Source organism: Alphaproteobacteria bacterium (genome assembly GCA_040218575.1).
Taxonomy (GTDB): Bacteria; Pseudomonadota; Alphaproteobacteria; order JAVJRE01; family JAVJRE01; genus JAVJRE01.
In genome coordinates this window covers 153,444-170,551 of sequence record JAVJRE010000001.1, presented here as the reverse complement: position 1 = coordinate 170,551, position 17,108 = coordinate 153,444, and the positions used below count along the sequence as shown (strand labels likewise).

The following is a 17,108-nucleotide window of genomic DNA, read 5'->3' as shown; positions in this document are numbered from 1 at the left end:
CATCATCACCGCCGGCCTCGCGACGGGCCGCCCTGCCGGCGGCGGCGCCTGTGGCGACGGCCCCCGCCTTCGCACGGCCCGTGTTGCGATCATGACGGCGGCCGCGGCCCTGGCCACCTGGCGCGGCTGGCCGGCGCCGCTGCGCGCCGCGCTCATCATGCTGGTGGCATCACTGCTGTTCGCCATCCTGATCGGCCTGCAGCGGGAAACCTCGCGCGGCGTTCATCCTTTCGAGGTTGCTTTTCTGCGGGTCCTCTTCGGTTTCGCCTTCACCCTGCCATGGGTGTGGCGGTCGCTGCCCCAGGCGGTGCGCATCGACCGGCCGAGCCTCAGGCTCTATCTCTGCCGCGCCGCCATCGGCGTGGTCGGCGGGCTGGCCTGGTTCTTCGCCATCGCCACCGTGCCCATCGCCCAGGCCGCGGCGCTGGGCTTCACCGCCCCCCTCTTCGCCACCGTGCTGGCGCCCTTCGTGTTGAAGGAAGTAGTCGGGCCGCGCCGCCGCATGGCGGTCATCGTCGGCTTCGTCGGCGCCCTCATCATCGTTCGCCCGGGACTGTCCGCCTTCGATCCGCTGGCCCTGCTGGTGGTGCTGTCGGCCGCCACCTTCGCCGTGGAAATGATGATCATCAAGAAACTGTCGGCGCGGCAGCCGGCCGACGCCATCGTTCTGTGGATGGGCATCACCATGACGCCGCTGTTTCTCGTTCCGGCGCTCTTCGTCTGGACCTGGCCGGACGCCTGGACCTGGGCCATGGCTATTGCCATGGGCTTTGTGGGCACCGCGGCGCATCAGGTGTTCACCCGTGGCTTTGCCCTGGCCGACGCGTCCTACGTGGCGCTGTTCGACTATGCAAAGCTGCCTTTCGTGGCGCTGATCGGCTGGGTGTTCTATGCGGAGTCGGTGGACTCCCTGACCTGGGTCGGCGCCGCCATCATCGCTGCCGCCGGCGCCTATGTGGCGCACCGGGAGAGCCGGCTGGCGCGGCACCCGATCATCCTGCCGCGCTCGCCCGATGCGGCCGACGCCATCGCCGCGCCGCCGGCCGCACCCTCGGCCGCCGCGCCGCCGACATCGCTCCCGCCCACATCGCTCCCGCAGGGCGGCAACGGCCGGCCCTCATGAAAGCCTACTGGTCCGGTCTCACCCCCACCGTGCGGGCCACCGTCTTGATGCTCGGCGCGGCGCTGTTCTTTTCGGGCATGAGCACCGGTATCCGCTATGCCGCCGATGCCGGCATGCACGCCTTTCAGATTGCCTTCTTCCGCAACGTATTCGGCCTGGTCTTCCTGCTGCCCTGGCTGATGCGGGCGGGGCTGGCGGGGCTGCGCACCAGCCGCCTCCGCCTGCACGGCCTGCGCGCCTTCTTCAACGTGTTCAGCATGATGGGCACCTTCTACGCCATCACCGTTCTGCCGCTGGCCCAGGTGACGGCGCTCAACTTCACGGTGCCGCTGTTCGCCACCTTGCTGGCGCCGTTCATCCTCAAGGAAGTGGTGGGCCCGCGCCGTCTGATGGCCACCCTGATCGGCTTCGCCGGGGCGCTGGTCATCGTCCGGCCTGGGGCCGAGACCATGGACCCGACCAGCCTCATCGTGCTGGGCAGCGCCCTGCTGTCGGGCATGAACATCATGATCGTCAAGATTCTGGCGCGGACCGAGAATCCAGAGGCCATTGCCGTCTATATGGTGCTGTTGCTGATCCCGCTGTCGCTGCTGCCGGCGCTGTTCGTCTGGCAGTGGCCGTCTCTTGAGGCATTGCTGGCGGTGGTTGTGGTGGGCGGTCTCGGCACGGCCGGACACATCCTGTTCAACCGCGGCTTCGCTCTCGCCGACGCCTCCTACCTGATTGGCTTCGACTATACCAAGCTGCCGTTTGTCGCCTTGTTCGCCTGGCTGTTTTTCGCGCAGTCCACAAGCCTGTGGACCTGGGCCGGGGCGGCGATCATCGCCGGCGCCGGCTTCTATATTGCGCGGCGCGAGGCCCTGCTCGCCAAAGACAAGACGCGGCCGTCGCTCAGCCCGACCACGGTGCCGACACCGGGTCGCGTCGGCCAGGGACAGTAATAGCTCCGGATAGTCCGGCCACCCGACCCGATGGTCAGTCGCCCACCCCCATGGCGCGGTGGTCTTCCACAACCCGCGCCCGCACCAGGCGCATGACCGCCACCGCCAGATCCCCATCGATGCCGACGGCGGCGGCCTGACGACGGATGCGGGCGTCCTGCGCCGCCTCGCGCGCCGGGTCCACGGCCTTGTGACCATTGGCCTTCTTCAGCGCGCCGACCCGTCGCGTCACCCCAAAGCGCTCACCCAGCAGGCGCATCATCTCTTCGTCGATGGTGTCCAGTTCGGCGCGCAGAGAATCGATATCAGAGGAGGACATGGCATCGGGACCGGAGGATGTGGCGGCGGCAGGGTGCAGGTGGCACTGCTGGCAGTTGCTGCATGCCAAGCGTAAGCTGCCGCCGGTCCGGGTGAAAGACCCGGCGTTTCACCGCCTGCCGTCCCGCCCCCCTGGTTTCCCAGCCCGTTCCCCCGCTCCGGTTCCACACAGATGCCGTCCCGCGCCCGCCTCGCCGCCTGGTTTGCCGGCCTGCCACCACCGCTGCGCACTGCCGTGCTGATGCTCGGGGCCAATCTCGCCTTCGCCGCCATGGCCGGACTGATTCGCCTGGCGACGGACTATATGCATCCCTTCGAGGTTGCCTTCTTCCGCAACCTGTTCGGCCTCGTCTTCATGCTGCCATGGCTGGCCAGGGTCGGCTTCGGCGCGTTGCGGACACAGAAACTGCCGCTCCACTTCCTGCGCGGTGCGGTGGCCCTGTCGGCCATGCTCACCTTCTTCTACGGCATTTCCAAACTGCCGCTGTCGGACGTGACGGCGATCAACTACACGACGCCGCTGTTCGCCACCCTGCTGGCGCCCTTCTTTCTGGGAGAGCAGATCGGCTGGCACCGCCGTATCGCCCTGGCGGTCGGTTTCGCCGGCGCGCTCATCGTCATCCGGCCGGGCCTGTCCGCCTTCGACCCGGTGGCGCTGATCGTACTCGGCTCCGCCTTTCTCATCGGCGTCGCCACGATCATCATCAAGACTCTGTCGCGCACCGAAGCGCCCGACGCCATCGTCATCTATCTGGTGCTGATCGTCACGCCGGCGGCGCTGGTGCCGGCGGCGTTCGTCTGGACCTGGCCCGGCCCCCTGGCCTGGCTCATCGTCATCGCCATCGGCGGCTTCGGCACTCTGGCCCAGAAGTTGATGGCGCGCGGCTTCGCCAGCGCCGATGCCTCCTATGTTGTGCTGTTCGACTTCACACGCCTGCCGTTTGCCGCCGCCATCGGCTGGTTCGCCTTCAGCCAGACAACCGATATCTGGACATGGGTCGGCGCCGGGGTCATTGCCGCCGCCGGTTTCTATGTTGTGCGCCGCGAAAATCTGCGGTCCGGGCTGCGGCCGGCCGCTGCCGCCATGGTGCCACCGGAGCCGGCCGCGCCGCTCCGCGCCCGCTCCCGCGCCGGCCGATGATTCCGGCCCGACTCACCGCCCGCTGGAACGCCCTCAGCGCCAGCCTGCGGGCCTCGCTCATGGTTCTGGCGGCGATAGCGCTTTATGCGGTCAATGCCGGGCTGATCCGCGTGCTGGTGGACCGTCTGCCGGTCATCCAGGGGGTGTTTCTCCTGTCGGCCGCCGTGTTGCTGGCGCTCACGCCCTGGCTGTGGCGGCGGCGTCTGTCCGCGCTGCGCACCCGGCGTCTCGGCCTGCATGCGGCGCGCGGTGTTCTGTTGCTGCTGTCGACCATCGGCTGGTTTATGGCGACGCGCTTCATGGCCATCGCCGACGTCACCGCTGTCAGCTTCATGACGCCGCTGTTCATGACCGTTCTGGCCGCCCTCATTCTGGGCGAGACCGTGGGACCGCGCCGCATCGTCGCGCTGGTGGTCGGCTTCACTGGCGCACTCATCATCCTGCGGCCGGGGCTCGATGCGTTTCAGTGGCCGGCGTTGTGGGTCGTCGGCCATTCGCTGAGTGGCGCGCTGGCCCTGCTGGCAGTCAAGCGGCTGGCCACCAGTGAACGGCCGCAGGTGACCGTCATCTATGGCAATCTGATCGTCCTGCCGGCCATCGCGGTGCCGGCAATCATGCTGTGGCAGCCGCCCGACGCCGTGGCCTGGGCGGCGACCGCCCTGCTCGGCATCCTCGGCTCCACGGCCATCATCCTGCAGATCCGCGCCTTCGCCCTGGCTGACGTCTCGTTCATGGCGCTGTTTGAATATGCTCGACTGCCATTCGTCGCCATCATCGGCCTGGTCGCCTTCGGCGAATGGTCCGACCGCTGGACCTGGATCGGCGCCGGTATCATCGCCGTCAGCGCCGGCTATATCGCACGGCGTGAAGCCGCCGCCGCCGAGACCCGCGGACTCGACGTGCAGTCAGCGCTGCCGCCGGGACCACCGGGCCTGCCGGCGGAGGCCGCACCGGTTCTGCCGCTCGGCTCACCGGGCCTGCCGTCAGCCGACGCCGCCCCGCCATCCGCCGCGACGCCAGGTGCGGCGCCAGCCGGGAAAGGGCCGGGCGGCTAGTCTGGTTCCGCTTTCCGCATCGCCCCTAAGATGGCCGCTTCATGACAGACTCCTCAGCTTCCCGTCTTGCCAGCACCTGGCGCGCCCTGCCGCCGACGATTCGGGGCACCATTCTGGCGCTGGTGGCCATGGCGGTATTTCCCGCCGTACACAGCGCTGTCCGCTTCCTCTCCGGCAGTATTCACCCGCTGGAGATTGCCTTCTTCCGCAATCTTTTCGGCCTTCTGTTCATGGCGCCCTGGTTCTGGCGCGCCGGACTCAAGGGGCTCAAGACCGATAAGCCGCACCTGCACCTGATCCGCGCCATAACCGGCACCAGCGCCATTACCGCCTGGTTCTGGGGCCTGGCCCTGATGCCGGTGGCCGACGCCACCGCGCTCAGCTTTACCGCCCCTTTCTTCATTACTGTCGCCGCCGTCCTGGTGCTCGGCGAGAAGGTCGGCTGGCGACGGGCGGCGGCGATCGGTGTCGGCTTCGTCGGCGCCATGGTCATTATCCGCCCGGGCTTTCAGGGCTTCAACGGCGGCGCCCTGGTGGTGCTGAGTTCCAGCGTCTTCGCCGCCGGCTCCATCACCCTGATGAAGCTGATGTCGCGCACCCACTCCAGTGAAGCCATCGTCGCCTGGATGTTTCTGCTGATGACGCCCTTGTCGTTCGTGCCGGCGTTGTTCGTCTGGACCTGGCCGAGCCTGACGGAGCTGAGCCTGCTGCTGTTCATCGGCGGCGGCGCAACCGTCGCCCACCTGGTCTGGGTCAAGGCCTTGAGCATTGCCGATGCCAGCTATCTGACCAATTTCGAGTACTCCCGACTGCCCTATGCCGCCCTGTTCGGGCTGCTTCTGTTCAACGAATGGCCCGACCTGCTGACCTGGGTCGGCGCGGCCATCATCATCAGCGCCGCTGTCTTTGTCGCCCGGCGCGAGATCGCCGCCGCCCGCGCCCACGGCCGTGCCGACGCCCACGGCGACGCGCCGGTCGGGTTGGCGAGCGCTCCCGACGCGCCGCCGCTCAAGACCCCCGACACCAGCCCATGAATGACGCCATCCGCCCGCCCGCCCGCCCATCCGCCAGCAAGACAGGGCTCGCGGCGTGGCGGCGCGAGGCGTGGCGGGTCATGCCCGCACCTCTGCGCGGCGCCCTGCTGGCACTGGTGGCCATGGCCATCTTCCCGGCCGTTCATGTGATTGTCCGCCACGTCTCGGGCGAGCTGCACACCTTTGAAGTGGTCTTCTTCCGTAATCTCATGGGGTTGGCCGCCATGTCCCCGTGGTTCCTGCGCAACGGTCTGCGCGGTCTGCGCACCAATCATCTGCGCCTGCACGGTCTGCGCGCCGCCACCGGTCTCTGCGCCATGACCGCCTGGTTCTATGGCCTGGCGGTGCTGCCTCTGGCCACCGCCACGGCGCTGAGCTTCACCTCGCCGCTGTTCGTTACCCTGCTGGCGCCGTTCATTCTGTCGGAAGTGGTGGGCTGGCGGCGTGTCGCCGCGGTGCTTATGGGCTTCCTTGGCGCCCTCATCATCCTGCGGCCGGATGCCACGGCCATAGAGATCGGTGCGGTCATCGTCATCGGTTCGGCCTTCTTCGCCGCCTCGTCACAGATGCTGGTGAAAAAGCTGTCGCGCACCGAAAAGCCCGACACCATCGTCGCCTGGATGCTGGTGATCCTGACCCCGGTTTCGCTCATCCCGGCGCTGTTCGTCTGGACCTGGCCAAGCCTTGAGACCCTGGTCTGGATGGCTTGCATCGGCATCGGCACCACCGCCGCTCACATGGTTCTGGTGCGCGCCATCACCCAGGCCGATGCCAGTTTCGTGACCCATTTCCAGTACGCCCGCCTGCCCTTTGCGGCACTGTTCGGCTTCTTCCTCTTCGCCGAGGTGCCGGGGGCCGCCACATGGATCGGCGCCGCGGTCATTGTCGCCTCCGCCGTCTACATCACCACCCGCGAGACACGCCGACCGGCCGGCCCCGTGCCGCCGGCGGAGAGCTGAGCGGGGCCGTCCATGAGGATCCTCGCTCCGCCGGTCAAAGGCGCGCTGTTTGCGCTTTCCGCGGCCGCCGTGTTCGTTACGGTGCATGCTGCGGTATCGCAGGTGGGACGCGACCTGCATCCGTTCGAAGCCACCTTTTTCCGCAACTTCTTCGGTCTCATCGCGCTGACCCCGTGGATGGCCATGCGCGGCACCTTCCGCCGCATGGCGACCAGCCACATGCCGCGCCACTTGCTTCGCGTCACCACCAATTTCGCCTCATCGGCCTGCTGGTTCTGGGGCCTGTCCATCCTGCCCCTGGCTACCGCCACGGCGCTCAGCTTCACCGCGCCGCTGTTTGTCACCATGATGGCGCCCTTTGCCCTTGGCGAACGGGTCGGCTGGCGGCGCATCGGCGCTGTGTTGTTCGGCTTTGCCGGCGCCATGGTGATCCTGCGTCCCGGCGTCATTCCCCTTGAACTCGGCAGCGTGCTGGTTCTGGTATCGGCGATCATCGGCGCCATTTCGGTGCTCTACATGAAAAAGCTGGCCGGCACCGAAAACCCCGATGCCATGGTCGCCTGGCTGTTGCTGCTCAGCCTGCCCCTGTCGCTGGCGCTCAGCCTGCCGTTCTGGGTCTGGCCCAGCACCGAACTGTGGCTGCTGGGCGGCTTCATCGGCCTCGGCGCCACCACCGCGCACCTGCTGATCGTGCGCGGCTTTGCTTTGGCCGACGCCAGCTTTCTGCAGCCCTTCGACTATGCCCGGCTGCCTTTTGCCGCCCTGCTGGGGCTGATCTTCTTTGCCCAGCGGCCCGATGTGTGGACCGCCGTCGGCGGCGTCATGATCGTCGGCGCCGCGCTCTATATCACGCGGCGCGAGGCACGCATGAAAAAGCGCACCACGGCACCGGCGGCCGAACGCGTCACCTAAGGCTTGCCGGCGCCGAACACGGTCTGCACCTCCAGCACCGTCACATCGCGCCACACATCGCCGGTGGTGTAGGGGTCGCTCGCCAGCCAGGCATCCAGGGCCGGCCGGTCGGCGAAATCCATCAGCAGATAGGATCCGGCCATGCGACCCTCCTCCAGGATCGGCCCGCCGGACAACACACGGCCATCGGCGTCATAGCGCTTGAGGTTCTCCAGATGGGCCGGCCGCGCGGCGAGCCGGCGCTCGGGTGCAGCTGAATCTCTTCCGTCGTGAGCAATCACCAGATAGGGCATGGGCGGTCCTCTTTGTGGTCCGGGTCTTGTCTGTTTCAGTCGTTCGCCGGCGCCAGCGGCCGGGCAAAATCCTCGATCCACCGCGCCAGCCTGTCGTCCAGGTCGCTCAGGCCCCCTGCGCCGCCGTCATCGGGGGTGTGGGTAGTCAGCACGATAGTGACCCGGCCATAGACATTCGACCATTCCGGATGGTGGTCGAGTGCCTCCGCCGCCAGCGCCACCCGGCTCATGAAGCTCCAGGCCTGGCTGAACGAGCGGAAGCGCAGCCGCCGCTCCATGGCATCGCGGCCGGCCACCGCCCGCCAGTGCGGCAGGTCAGCAAACAGCGTCAGGCGTTCGTCATCGGTCAGGCGGCGGCGGGGCATGGCAAATGCGGTGAGCGGAGGATTGACCATCACACGGTGGCCGCCACGGCCATACCCGTCAAGCCGGGCCCGGCCAGCCTGACCCGTCCAGCCTGACCGGTCAGGTCATATTCGTCAGACCGGGCCTTCAAACCGGGGCCGGCGGTTCAACCGGCCGCGCGCCCGCACTAGGCTTGGGCCATGGCCCGCGTCTATCGCGCCGACAAGTTCGGCACCGCACCCGATCTGGATGACCTTGCCGCCATCGGCGATGCGGCGCTCGGTACCCTGCCCGGCCGTCTGCGCCAGCACATGAAGGGTGTTGTGTTGCGGGTAGAGGACTTTCCCGACGACGAGACCTGCGCCGAGATGGACCTGGAATCGCCCTTCGATCTGCTGGGTCTCTATCGCGGCGTTGCCATGACGGAAAAGTCAGGCTTCGACCTGCCGGGCGAGCCGGACATGGTGTTCCTCTACCGCCGGCCCATCCTCGACTATTGGTGTGATTCCGGCGAGGACCTGGAGCGGCTGGTGCGCCATGTGCTGATCCATGAGATCGGTCACCATTTCGGCTTTTCCGATTCCGACATGGAGACGCTGGAGGCCCAGGCCTGACCTACGGGCCTGATCTATGGGCCCGAGGACGGCGCCGGAGCGGCCGGTCGCCGCGGCGGCCAGACCACCGGAAACCAGTCCTCGCGCATGGGCGCGCCATCGCTCAGGCCGATGTCCGGGAAGGGCGGCGAGGTCTCGCCGGCTCGTTCGCAAAAACGCACATCATCGCCGATCCAGCGGGCGGAGAAAGCGCGCCGGCCGCCGGCCGTCAGGTTGGGCCTGGCGCTGTGTAACGTCAGAAAGCTGAACAGCAGCGCATCACCCGGCGCCACATCCCATGACAGGATACGATAGTCGTCGCGCGCCGCCTCAACGTCCGGCACCGGTGTGAACCCGTCGCCATAGTCGAACGCCGCATCATCGCGAAACCGTCGCGGCGCGAACAGCTTGCCCCAGCGGTGCGAGCCGGCGACGAACTCCATGCCGGCGGCGCGCGGCACCGCATCCGGTGACAGCCACATGGAGACGGTCTTGTGGCCACTCACATTGTAATAAGGCAGGTCGTGGTGCCACGGCGTCGGCGTCCGGGTGCCGGCGTCCTTGACCAGAACATGCTCGTGATAGAACTGTACGCGCCGCGACCCGGTCAGCCGGGCGGCGATGGCCGCCGCCGGCGACTGCAATACGAAATCGCGGAACTCCGCTATCCGCTGCCAGTTGCAATAGTCCTGAAAGAACCGCCCCGGATCATCCGGCCGGGCGCTGTTCTTGCCATAGGGGCCGGGTGCGGCTTCGTTGGCGGCAATGCCGGCGGCCAGGCGGTCCACCCAGTCCGTGAAGACCCCGCGCAGCACAATGGCGCCATCCGCCCGGAAGGCGGCGACATCCTCATCGCTCACCAGCGCCACAGCGGCGTCCGCCGTCCCGACCGGCGGTTCAGCCGGGGCGGCCATAACCGGTCTGCCGACCGGCGGTTCAGCCGGGGCGGCCATAAAACGTCCTGCGCGCATGTTCCAGCAGCATTCGCCCCGGCTGCGGATCATAGCTCAGGATCGCCACGTTGCGCGTGGTGGCGCCTTCGATGGTCGTCACCCGATGGATCGAGTGATGGCCGCGGAACAGCACAAGGGTGCCGCCTTTCTGTTCCAGAACACGCACACCCGCACGGTCGCCATCGAGCAGCCGCCCCACCCGGTCATAGGCCATGTCCATCTCGCTGCGGATGAACGGCACATATTCATAGGCGCCACCGGTGGCGGCCGGTTGCAGCATGATGGTGGTGGTGAACTCGGCCGCATCCAAATGCCAGCTCAGTTGGGCGCCGGGCCGGCCCACATTGAAGTTGATGCTGGCCAGCGGATCGTCATAGGGGTACAGCCTCTCCACCCCGATGACCGCCGCCAGAAAACCCCGCAGGCCGGACCACCCATAGATCGGCCGGATCAGCGAGTCCGCCGGAATGTCATCATCGGCAATGGTCGCCACGTCGGTGCGCAGCAGGCGATTGCGCGGATGATCCGCCGGCAGGTCCGGATCCTGGTCCATCAGATAGGCATTGTGCGACTTGGGCTTGAAGAAGGCCTTGGGCTCCGCCGCGCGGGCATCGGCGCGAATCGCCTCCAGCGCCGGCGCCGTCAGGAAACCGTCCAGCACCATCACTCCCTCCGCCGCCATGGCGGCGCGGCCCCGTTCCACCAGCGTCCGCCATTCGGCACTGGCCGGACGGTCCAGCGGATAACGCCGAAGATCGATCAGCTCGCGCATATCGGGCGACTCCGCCACCGGCGCACGGGCGCCGTCCGCTCTCGCCATGGTCATCTCCATGCCTTGCTCCGCCCCTAACCTTCCCTCACCCGGCCACCGCCCGCAACCACGCACCACTCTGCCAAGCGAAGGCTGACTCACCGGCGTCCCTCTGATAGCGTCCGCCGCCCGTCACACCTTTCATCCGCAGGATCGCCATGGCCGGCTCCGCCCTTTCCGTCCGACTGTCCGTCGCTGTCCTGCTGGCCGGCACCGCCGTGCTGCTGCTGGGCAACGGGTTGCTCATGACCCTGCTGCCGATCCGCGCCGAGGGTCTTGGCTTCTCCGCCGGCGAGATCGGCCTCATGGGCACCGGTCACTTTCTCGGATTCGCCCTCGGCTGCCTGCTCGGGCCACGGCTGGTGGGGCCGGTCGGCCATGTCCGTGCCTTCGCCGCCTTCGCTGCGCTGGCCGCGGTTCTGGCCCTGGCCTTCCCGCTGGTGCCGGCGGTGCTTACCTGGATCGCGCTGCGTGCCGGCATCGGCTTCGCCTTCGCCCTGCTGTTTCTGGTGATCGAGAGCTGGCTCAACGGCGAGGCCGACAATGCCGCCCGCGGCGGCATCCTGTCGGTCTACCTCATCGTCTCCAATCTGGCCGGCATGGGCGGTCAGCTTTCCCTCAATCTGGCCGATCCGTCGGGACCGGTCCTGTTCTCCGTCGCCGCCATGATGATCGCCGCGTCGCTGGTGCCGGTGGCGCTGACCAGCGTCTCTGCCCCGGCCGCGCTGCACGCGGTCAGGCCACGTCTGCTGCGCCTGTTCCGCCTGTCACCGGCGGGGGCGGCCGGTTGCCTGCTGCTGGGCCTGATGGAAGGCGCCTTCTGGTCGCTGGTGCCGCTCTATGCCCGCCAGCGCGGGCTGGAGCTGTTCGATCTGACGCTCTTCCTCGCCGCGCCGGTGTTCGGCGCCACCCTGTCACAGTGGTTTATCGGCCGTCTGTCCGACCGCGTGGACCGCCGCCTGGTGATGCTCGGCTGCGCTGTGCTGGCCGCGGTCTTCGCCCTCGCCATTCTGGCGCCAGTCGGCGCCGCCGGCCTGCTGGTGCTGGCCGCCCTGCACGGCGCCTTCGCCCTGCCGCTCTATGGCCTGGCCGTGGCCCACGCCAATGACTGGACGCCGCGGGCGGAGGTGGTGGAGACTGGCGGCGGCCTGCTGCTGCTCTATGCCGCCGGCGCCGTCGTCGGGCCGGCGGTGGCCGGCAGCCTCATGGGCCTGGCCGGCCCCGCATCGCTGCTGCTGTTCGTTGCCGCTGTCCTGGCATCGCTGGCCCTCTTTGTGCTGTGGCGACTGGTTGTGGGGCGCCAGGCTCCCGCCGCCACCCATCACGACTTCCGGCCGGTCAGCCGCACCACCCAGGAAAGCTTCTGGCTGGACGATCAGGCCGACTAGGTCCCATCCTCCGGGCCGGCCAGCACCGCCCGCACCCGCCGCCGCACCTCCGGCAGCAGTTCGGCGGCGAACCACGGATTGCGCTTTTCCCAGCCGGTGGTGCGCCAGCTCGGATGAGGCAAGGGAATGATCTGCGGCAGGGTATCCCGCCACGCCGCCACCGTTGCCGTCACGCTCGCCCGCGGCCCTGTCCTGGACCGTCCGGCCAGCAGACGCGCCTGGGCATGGCCGCCGACCGCCAGGGTCAGTCGTATGCCGGTCATGGCGGCGAACAACGGCGGATGCCACAACGGCGCACACTCCGGCCGCGGTGGCGCATCACCGCCGCGCGGCAGACGGCCGGGATAGCAAAATCCGGTGGGCACAAGGGCGATTTTCGTTTCGTCGTAAAACACCTCGGGCGCCAGCCCCAGCCAGTCACGCAGCCGCGCACCAGAGGCATCGTCCCACGGCACCCCGGACTCATGGACCCTGGTCCCTGGCGCCTGACCGACGATAACCAACTGTGCCGCCGGGCTGGCCTGCAACACCGGGCGCGGCCCCAGCGGCAGGTGCGCCGCGCAGACCCGGCACGCCCGCACCTGCCGCAGAAGGGCGGCAAAATCCCGTGCACCCTGGGCTTTCTTCACCATGCCCAACCATAGCGCCGGCCCGGCCGCTTGCGCCATGCGACGCAAGCCTCAATGATCGCGGGCTGCACACCGCCACCAACGGCCAGGCGCCGCCATGCCCTCATCTCAGCAATCCGCGGCCCGGCAACCAGCGGATGCGATCCCGCCAACCGCCGCCATCGCCCCGCACGACGCCGCTGCCGCGCCCGGCGGGCTGATCGCGGCCAATGGTCTGCACGTGCGTCCCGTCGCCGGCATGGTCTACATGCTGCTCATGGTCTCGCTGCTGTCGGTCAATGACGCCGCCGCCAAGTGGCTGACCGCTGCCTATCCGGTAGTCATGATCATGTTCGCGCGCTCGGCCTTCGGCGTCCTGCCGGCGCTGTGGCTGGCCCGCCGCGACGGCGGCCTCGCTACCCTGCGCACCGACCGGCCCTTCGCCCACCTCCTGCGCTCGGCCCTGATGCTGGCGGCATGGGCCTGCTTCATCCTGGCCATCGCCCGCCTGTCCCTGACCCAGGCTTTTACCATCGGCTATGCGGCGCCGCTCATCATGACCGCGCTAAGCGGCCCCATGCTCGGCGAGAAGGTGGGGGCCTGGCGCTGGGGCGCCGTCATTGTCGGATTCCTCGGCGTCGTCGTCGCCGTCCAGCCGGGCCGTGACGGCATCAACGATGGTGCGCTCTACGGTATTGCCGCGGCCTTCCTCTATGCCCTGGCCATGAACCTCTCACGTCGCATGTCCGCGACCGAACGATCCAGCACCATCTTCTTCTATTACACCCTGACCGGTCTGGTGGTGACGGCGGCGATCCTGCCCTTCGTCTGGGTGCCGCTTGATGCGGCCGATCTCTGGCTGTTCGGCGTGGTCGCCGTCTTCGGCAGCGCGGCGCACTATTTCATGGCCCAGGCCTTCCGCTTCGGCGAGGTCAGCCTGCTGGCGCCGCTGGAATATACCGGCCTGGTGTGGGCCGCCCTGCTCGGCTGGATCGTCTGGCGCGACGTGCCCGACACGGCGACCCTGGCGGGTGCCGCCATCATCATCGCCTCGGGGCTGGTCATCGTGCGGCGCGAGGCGCGCCTGCGGCGGCGGGCCGCGCCATCATGACCGGCGCTGCCCTGTCCGGCGTTTCATGACCACGCCCGGCGCCCCGCCCGACGCCGCACCGTCACCGCCGCCGGGACCGGGGCCCGGTGCGGTCGCCGTACTGGCCAATGTGCCCATGCGCGCAATTGCCTACTACGCCGGCGCCATCACTCTGTTCGCGTTTCAGGATGCGATGACCAAATGGGTGGCGGCGCTCTATCCCGTCACCCAGGTCATGTTTCTGCGCAGCATCTTTTCGCTGGTGCCCCTGGCCCTGCTGATCTGGGCGCTGGGCGGAATCGGCACCATACGCTTCGCCCGCCTGCCGCTGCACATGGCGCGCAGCGCCGTCCTGCTGGCCTCCATCGTCCTCTGGTTCTATGCCCTGAAACTGCTGCCGCTGGCCACCGCCATGACCATCGGCTATGCCGGCGCCCTGTTCATGACAGCGCTCAGCGTGCCCATGCTCGGCGAAAAAGTCGGACCGCGCCGCTGGGCGGCCCTGCTGGTGGGCTTCGCCGGCGTGATCATCGCCGTGCGTCCGTTCAGCACCGACCTGTCGGCGGCGGGTGTGACCCTCGGCGGTCTCATCGCCGTCGGCTCGGCGGCCACCTTTGCTCTCGCCATGATCCTCACCCGCCGTCTGTCGGCAACCAATTCCACCTCGTCCATCATGCTGTTCCAGACCGGCGCTACTCTGCTGCTCACCGCCATCACCCTGCCCTTTATCTGGCAGGCGGTGGTCGCCTTCGATCTGTGGATTCTGGTGGCCATGGGCATCAGCGGCGTGGTGGCGCAGTTCTGCATCGTTCAGGCCTTCCGCTATGGCGAGGTCTCTATTCTGGCGCCAATCGAGTATTCGGGCCTGGTCTGGGGCGTCCTTCTTGGCTGGCTGATCTGGAGCGACATTCCGGCCGCGCCGGTCTTTGCCGGCGGCGGCATCATCATTCTCTCATGCCTGTATATCGCGCGGCGGGCGGCACGCCGGCAGGCCGCACTCAAGCCGCGGCCCTAGGCGCGCAGTCATGAGTGCGCTGCCCCACCACCCGGTGCGCGCTGCCCTGCTCTATGTGCTGGCGGTGGCGCTGTTCACCGCCCAGGACGCCGCCAGCAAATGGTTGATCGCCGACTATGGCGCGTTGCAGATCGTCGCGCTTACCAAACTGCTGACCCTGCCCTTGCTGTTCGTCGTGCTGCCGCGTCTGGGTGGCCTGCGGGCGCTGCGGCCACGCAATCTCGGGCTGCTGGTGCTCCGCGCGCTGGTGGTGTTCGTCTCGCTCACCTTGTTCATCTGGGCGCTGGCCGGGCTCAGCCTGCCGAAAGCCACCACCCTTTTCTTTGTCACGCCGTTCTTCGTGCTGATCCTGTCGGGGCGGTTTCTCGGTGAGACGGTCAGCGCCTGGCGCTATGGCGCGGTGCTCATCGGTTTCGTCGGCGTCATCATCGCCCTGCGCCCCGACCGCACCGCCGGCGACGGCCTGTTCGGTCTCGACCTGCACGGCCTGGCGGTCATCGCCGCCGCCTTCCTGGCCGGGGTCGAGGCGATCATCACCCGCCGCGCCACGGCAACCGACAGCACGCCGGCCATCATGCTGGTTTCAACCCTGGTTATGGTGGTGCTCGCCGGCGGGCCGGCGCTGGTCCTGTTCTGGCATCCGGTGGCCCTGACCGACTGGCCCGTCTTCCTGCTGGCCGCGGCCACCAACATCGCGGCCCTCTATGCGCTGATCGAGGCCTTCCGCGCCGGCCAGGCCAGCTACCTGGCGGCCTTTGACTATTCCGGCCTGGCTTTCGCCAGCCTGTGGAGCGTGCTGGTTTTCGCCGAGCTGCCCGACCGGGCGACTCTGGCCGGCGCCGCCCTTATCGTCGCCGCCGGCCTCATGGTGGTGCGCGGCGAACGCCGCCCCGTCACCTGATTCGCACCACCTGATTGGCGTCTACGGCGACCGCGCCAGAGCGTCCAGCCGGGCCATGGTCTCGTGGGTCAGATTGCCGCCGCTGACGATGGCCACCGTCCGGCCTAGCGGGCCGGCCGCCGCTTCCGCCTTGCCCGACAGCCAGCCGGCGGTGGCGACGGCGCCGGCCGGCTCCGCCACCAGCTTGGCGCGGTCGCGCAGGACCCCATAGGCGCGGCCGATATCGCCCTCGCTGATCAGAACGATCCGCTCCAGATATTCCTGCAGGTGGCGGAAGGGCAGGGCCCCCGGATAGCGCGCCGACAGACCGTCGGCGATGGAATTCCAGTGGCTGATGGTCACCGGCTCGCCCGCCGCCAATGACAGGAAGGCCGCATTGGCGTGGTCGGGCTGTATGCCGATCACCCGCACTTCAGGCCGCGTCAGGCGCACCGCCGCCGCCACCCCGGCGGCCAGGCCGCCTGAAGACACCGGCACCAGCACTGTCTGCACATCCGGTCGCTGCTCGACGATTTCCAGACCGATAGTGCCATGGCCGGCGATGATCCGCCGGTCGCTCCACGAATCCACGGCGACCGCGCCCCGTTCGCCGGCGATGCGATCCACCGCCGTGGCCCGCTCCAGCGGGTCGTCAATCAGCGCCACCTCCGCGCCGTGGCTGCGCGTCTGCTCCACCTTGGTGGGGCTGGTGGTGCGCAGCATGACCACCGTCACCGGCACCGCCATCAGACGCCCGGCAAAGGCAAAGGCCTGGGCGAAATTACCGGACGATTGCAGCACCACGCCGCGGCGGCGCTGATCGGCGTCGAGACTGTCCAGATAGGTAAAGGCGGCGCGCAGCTTGTAGGCGCCCGTGGTCTGCAGATTCTCCGCCTTGAGAAACAGGGACTCATCGCCGATTTCACCGGCGTCCCTGGCCAGCGGCAGGAGCGGCGTGCGCCGCACCACGTCCGGCAGGCGCGCTGCCGCCGCCTGTATCTCCTGCAAGGTCACCAGCGCTGTCATGATGTCTCCGTTTCGCCGCACAGGCGCGTCAGAAATGATAGTCCGCTTCCACTTGATAGTCGCGGCCGCCGTCACCCGGCCAGCTTGAATACAGGCGGAACCCGTCGACCCGGAACGGCGGCAGGCGCAGCGGGCTGTGCCCGGCGATATAGGCGGCGACCCGATCCAGCGGCGCATCACGCAGATAGGCCAGGGTCACATGGGGCCTGAACTTACGCTTCTCGAAGGTAAAGCCGGATCGCGCCAGGCTGCGCTCGATGCTTCTCTGCAGGTCCAGCAGCGGCGGCGTCCTCTCCGCGCCGACCCACAGGGTGTGCGGCAAGCCGCCCCGGCTGAACAGATCCAGCCCGCACAGGGCCAGATTGAACAGGCCGCCGCGCGCATCGCTCAAGGCCTCGTCCAGATCATCCAGCCGTGCCGGTGGCACATCACCGAGAAACGCCAGCGTCAGATGAAAGTTCTCGCGACTCACCCAGCGCGCGCCCGGCATCGCCGTCTGCACCGCCTGCAATCTGTCCTGCACCGGCACCGGCAGGGCAAGCGCCACAAATAGTCTGGTCATCTCGTCTCCGTCATGGCCAGCCGGTCATGGGCCCCGGACCAGGGTGCCCGGACCAGATCAC

General features: G+C 68.3%; 20 protein-coding genes. 12 read left to right on the top strand and 8 right to left on the bottom strand.

Annotation, left to right across the window (positions count from 1 at the left end):
• Positions 1-91 precede the first annotated feature (91 nt).
• The gene (locus RIE31_00800; GenBank protein MEQ8639141.1) at positions 92-1,123 is read left to right on the top strand and encodes a DMT family transporter; all 1,032 of its coding nucleotides are present in this window, start codon (positions 92-94) and stop codon (positions 1,121-1,123) included.
• Positions 1,120-2,064 carry a DMT family transporter gene (locus RIE31_00795; protein ID MEQ8639140.1) on the top strand — a complete coding sequence of 315 codons (945 nt, stop codon included), beginning with the start codon at positions 1,120-1,122 and terminating at the stop codon, positions 2,062-2,064. Before RIE31_00800 ends, RIE31_00795 begins: the two co-directional genes overlap by 4 nt.
• Before the next feature lie 34 nt (positions 2,065-2,098).
• On the opposite strand, the gene RIE31_00790 is transcribed toward RIE31_00795, so the two are convergent.
• Positions 2,099-2,383, bottom strand: coding sequence for a chorismate mutase (locus RIE31_00790; GenBank protein ID MEQ8639139.1), 285 nt, complete (start codon positions 2,381-2,383; stop codon positions 2,099-2,101).
• A gap of 171 nt (positions 2,384-2,554) precedes the next feature.
• On the opposite strand from RIE31_00790, the gene RIE31_00785 reads away from it, so the two are divergent.
• Genes RIE31_00785 through RIE31_00765 form a run of 5 tightly spaced genes read left to right on the top strand, consistent with a single transcriptional unit; the run spans position 2,555 to position 7,483 of the window.
• Complete coding sequence (locus RIE31_00785; GenBank protein ID MEQ8639138.1) at positions 2,555-3,523, top strand: DMT family transporter; 969 nt, start codon at positions 2,555-2,557, stop codon at positions 3,521-3,523.
• Positions 3,520-4,578, top strand: a complete 1,059-nt coding sequence (locus RIE31_00780; protein ID MEQ8639137.1) for a DMT family transporter — start codon at positions 3,520-3,522, stop codon at positions 4,576-4,578. The genes RIE31_00785 and RIE31_00780 overlap by 4 nt, the downstream gene beginning before the upstream one ends.
• A 41-nt stretch (positions 4,579-4,619) precedes the next feature.
• Positions 4,620-5,612: a DMT family transporter gene (locus RIE31_00775; protein ID MEQ8639136.1), complete on the top strand. Its 993-nt coding sequence runs from the start codon at positions 4,620-4,622 to the stop codon at positions 5,610-5,612.
• A complete protein-coding gene (locus RIE31_00770) occupies positions 5,609-6,571 on the top strand; it encodes a DMT family transporter (protein MEQ8639135.1) in 963 nt (320 codons plus the stop codon). Before RIE31_00775 ends, RIE31_00770 begins: the two co-directional genes overlap by 4 nt.
• A gap of 12 nt (positions 6,572-6,583) precedes the next feature.
• On the top strand, positions 6,584-7,483 hold the full coding sequence (locus RIE31_00765; protein ID MEQ8639134.1) for a DMT family transporter: 900 nt from the start codon (positions 6,584-6,586) through the stop codon (positions 7,481-7,483).
• On the opposite strand, the gene RIE31_00760 is transcribed toward RIE31_00765, so the two are convergent.
• Complete coding sequence (locus RIE31_00760; GenBank protein MEQ8639133.1) at positions 7,480-7,776, bottom strand: YciI family protein; 297 nt, start codon at positions 7,774-7,776, stop codon at positions 7,480-7,482. The genes RIE31_00765 and RIE31_00760 overlap by 4 nt on opposite strands.
• A 35-nt stretch (positions 7,777-7,811) precedes the next feature.
• On the bottom strand, positions 7,812-8,141 hold the full coding sequence (locus tag RIE31_00755) for a 4a-hydroxytetrahydrobiopterin dehydratase (protein ID MEQ8639132.1): 330 nt from the start codon (positions 8,139-8,141) through the stop codon (positions 7,812-7,814).
• A gap of 180 nt (positions 8,142-8,321) precedes the next feature.
• Here RIE31_00755 and RIE31_00750 point away from each other — a divergent pair, with 180 nt between their 5' ends.
• Entirely contained in the window at positions 8,322-8,735 is a 414-nt protein-coding gene (locus tag RIE31_00750; protein ID MEQ8639131.1) for a metallopeptidase family protein, read from the top strand.
• 14 nt (positions 8,736-8,749) lie between these two features.
• Here RIE31_00750 and RIE31_00745 read toward each other — a convergent pair whose 3' ends face one another.
• Both RIE31_00745 and RIE31_00740 read right to left on the bottom strand, forming a co-directional pair.
• Entirely contained in the window at positions 8,750-9,628 is an 879-nt protein-coding gene (locus RIE31_00745; GenBank protein ID MEQ8639130.1) for a phytanoyl-CoA dioxygenase family protein, read from the bottom strand.
• A gap of 22 nt (positions 9,629-9,650) precedes the next feature.
• Positions 9,651-10,487: a 2OG-Fe(II) oxygenase gene (locus RIE31_00740; protein MEQ8639129.1), complete on the bottom strand. Its 837-nt coding sequence runs from the start codon at positions 10,485-10,487 to the stop codon at positions 9,651-9,653.
• A gap of 149 nt (positions 10,488-10,636) precedes the next feature.
• Between RIE31_00740 and RIE31_00735 the strand changes: the two genes are divergently transcribed.
• Entirely contained in the window at positions 10,637-11,866 is a 1,230-nt protein-coding gene (locus tag RIE31_00735; GenBank protein MEQ8639128.1) for an MFS transporter, read from the top strand.
• On the opposite strand, the gene RIE31_00730 is transcribed toward RIE31_00735, so the two are convergent.
• Positions 11,863-12,498 carry a uracil-DNA glycosylase family protein gene (locus tag RIE31_00730; protein ID MEQ8639127.1) on the bottom strand — a complete coding sequence of 212 codons (636 nt, stop codon included), beginning with the start codon at positions 12,496-12,498 and terminating at the stop codon, positions 11,863-11,865. The genes RIE31_00735 and RIE31_00730 overlap by 4 nt on opposite strands.
• Before the next feature lie 94 nt (positions 12,499-12,592).
• Between RIE31_00730 and RIE31_00725 the strand changes: the two genes are divergently transcribed.
• The 3 genes from RIE31_00725 to RIE31_00715 are packed head-to-tail and all read left to right on the top strand — an operon-like array spanning position 12,593 to position 15,480.
• A complete protein-coding gene (locus RIE31_00725; GenBank protein ID MEQ8639126.1) occupies positions 12,593-13,585 on the top strand; it encodes a DMT family transporter in 993 nt (330 codons plus the stop codon).
• Between the two features lie 25 nt (positions 13,586-13,610).
• A complete protein-coding gene (locus tag RIE31_00720; GenBank protein ID MEQ8639125.1) occupies positions 13,611-14,579 on the top strand; it encodes a DMT family transporter in 969 nt (322 codons plus the stop codon).
• Between the two features lie 10 nt (positions 14,580-14,589).
• Positions 14,590-15,480, top strand: coding sequence for a DMT family transporter (locus tag RIE31_00715; GenBank protein ID MEQ8639124.1), 891 nt, complete (start codon positions 14,590-14,592; stop codon positions 15,478-15,480).
• Between the two features lie 21 nt (positions 15,481-15,501).
• On the opposite strand, the gene RIE31_00710 is transcribed toward RIE31_00715, so the two are convergent.
• Together RIE31_00710 and thpR are read right to left on the bottom strand one after the other, a co-directional pair.
• The gene (locus RIE31_00710) at positions 15,502-16,485 is read right to left on the bottom strand and encodes a threonine/serine dehydratase (protein MEQ8639123.1); all 984 of its coding nucleotides are present in this window, start codon (positions 16,483-16,485) and stop codon (positions 15,502-15,504) included.
• A gap of 28 nt (positions 16,486-16,513) precedes the next feature.
• Entirely contained in the window at positions 16,514-17,047 is a 534-nt protein-coding gene (gene thpR, locus RIE31_00705) for an RNA 2',3'-cyclic phosphodiesterase (protein ID MEQ8639122.1), read from the bottom strand.
• Positions 17,048-17,108 lie beyond the last annotated feature (61 nt).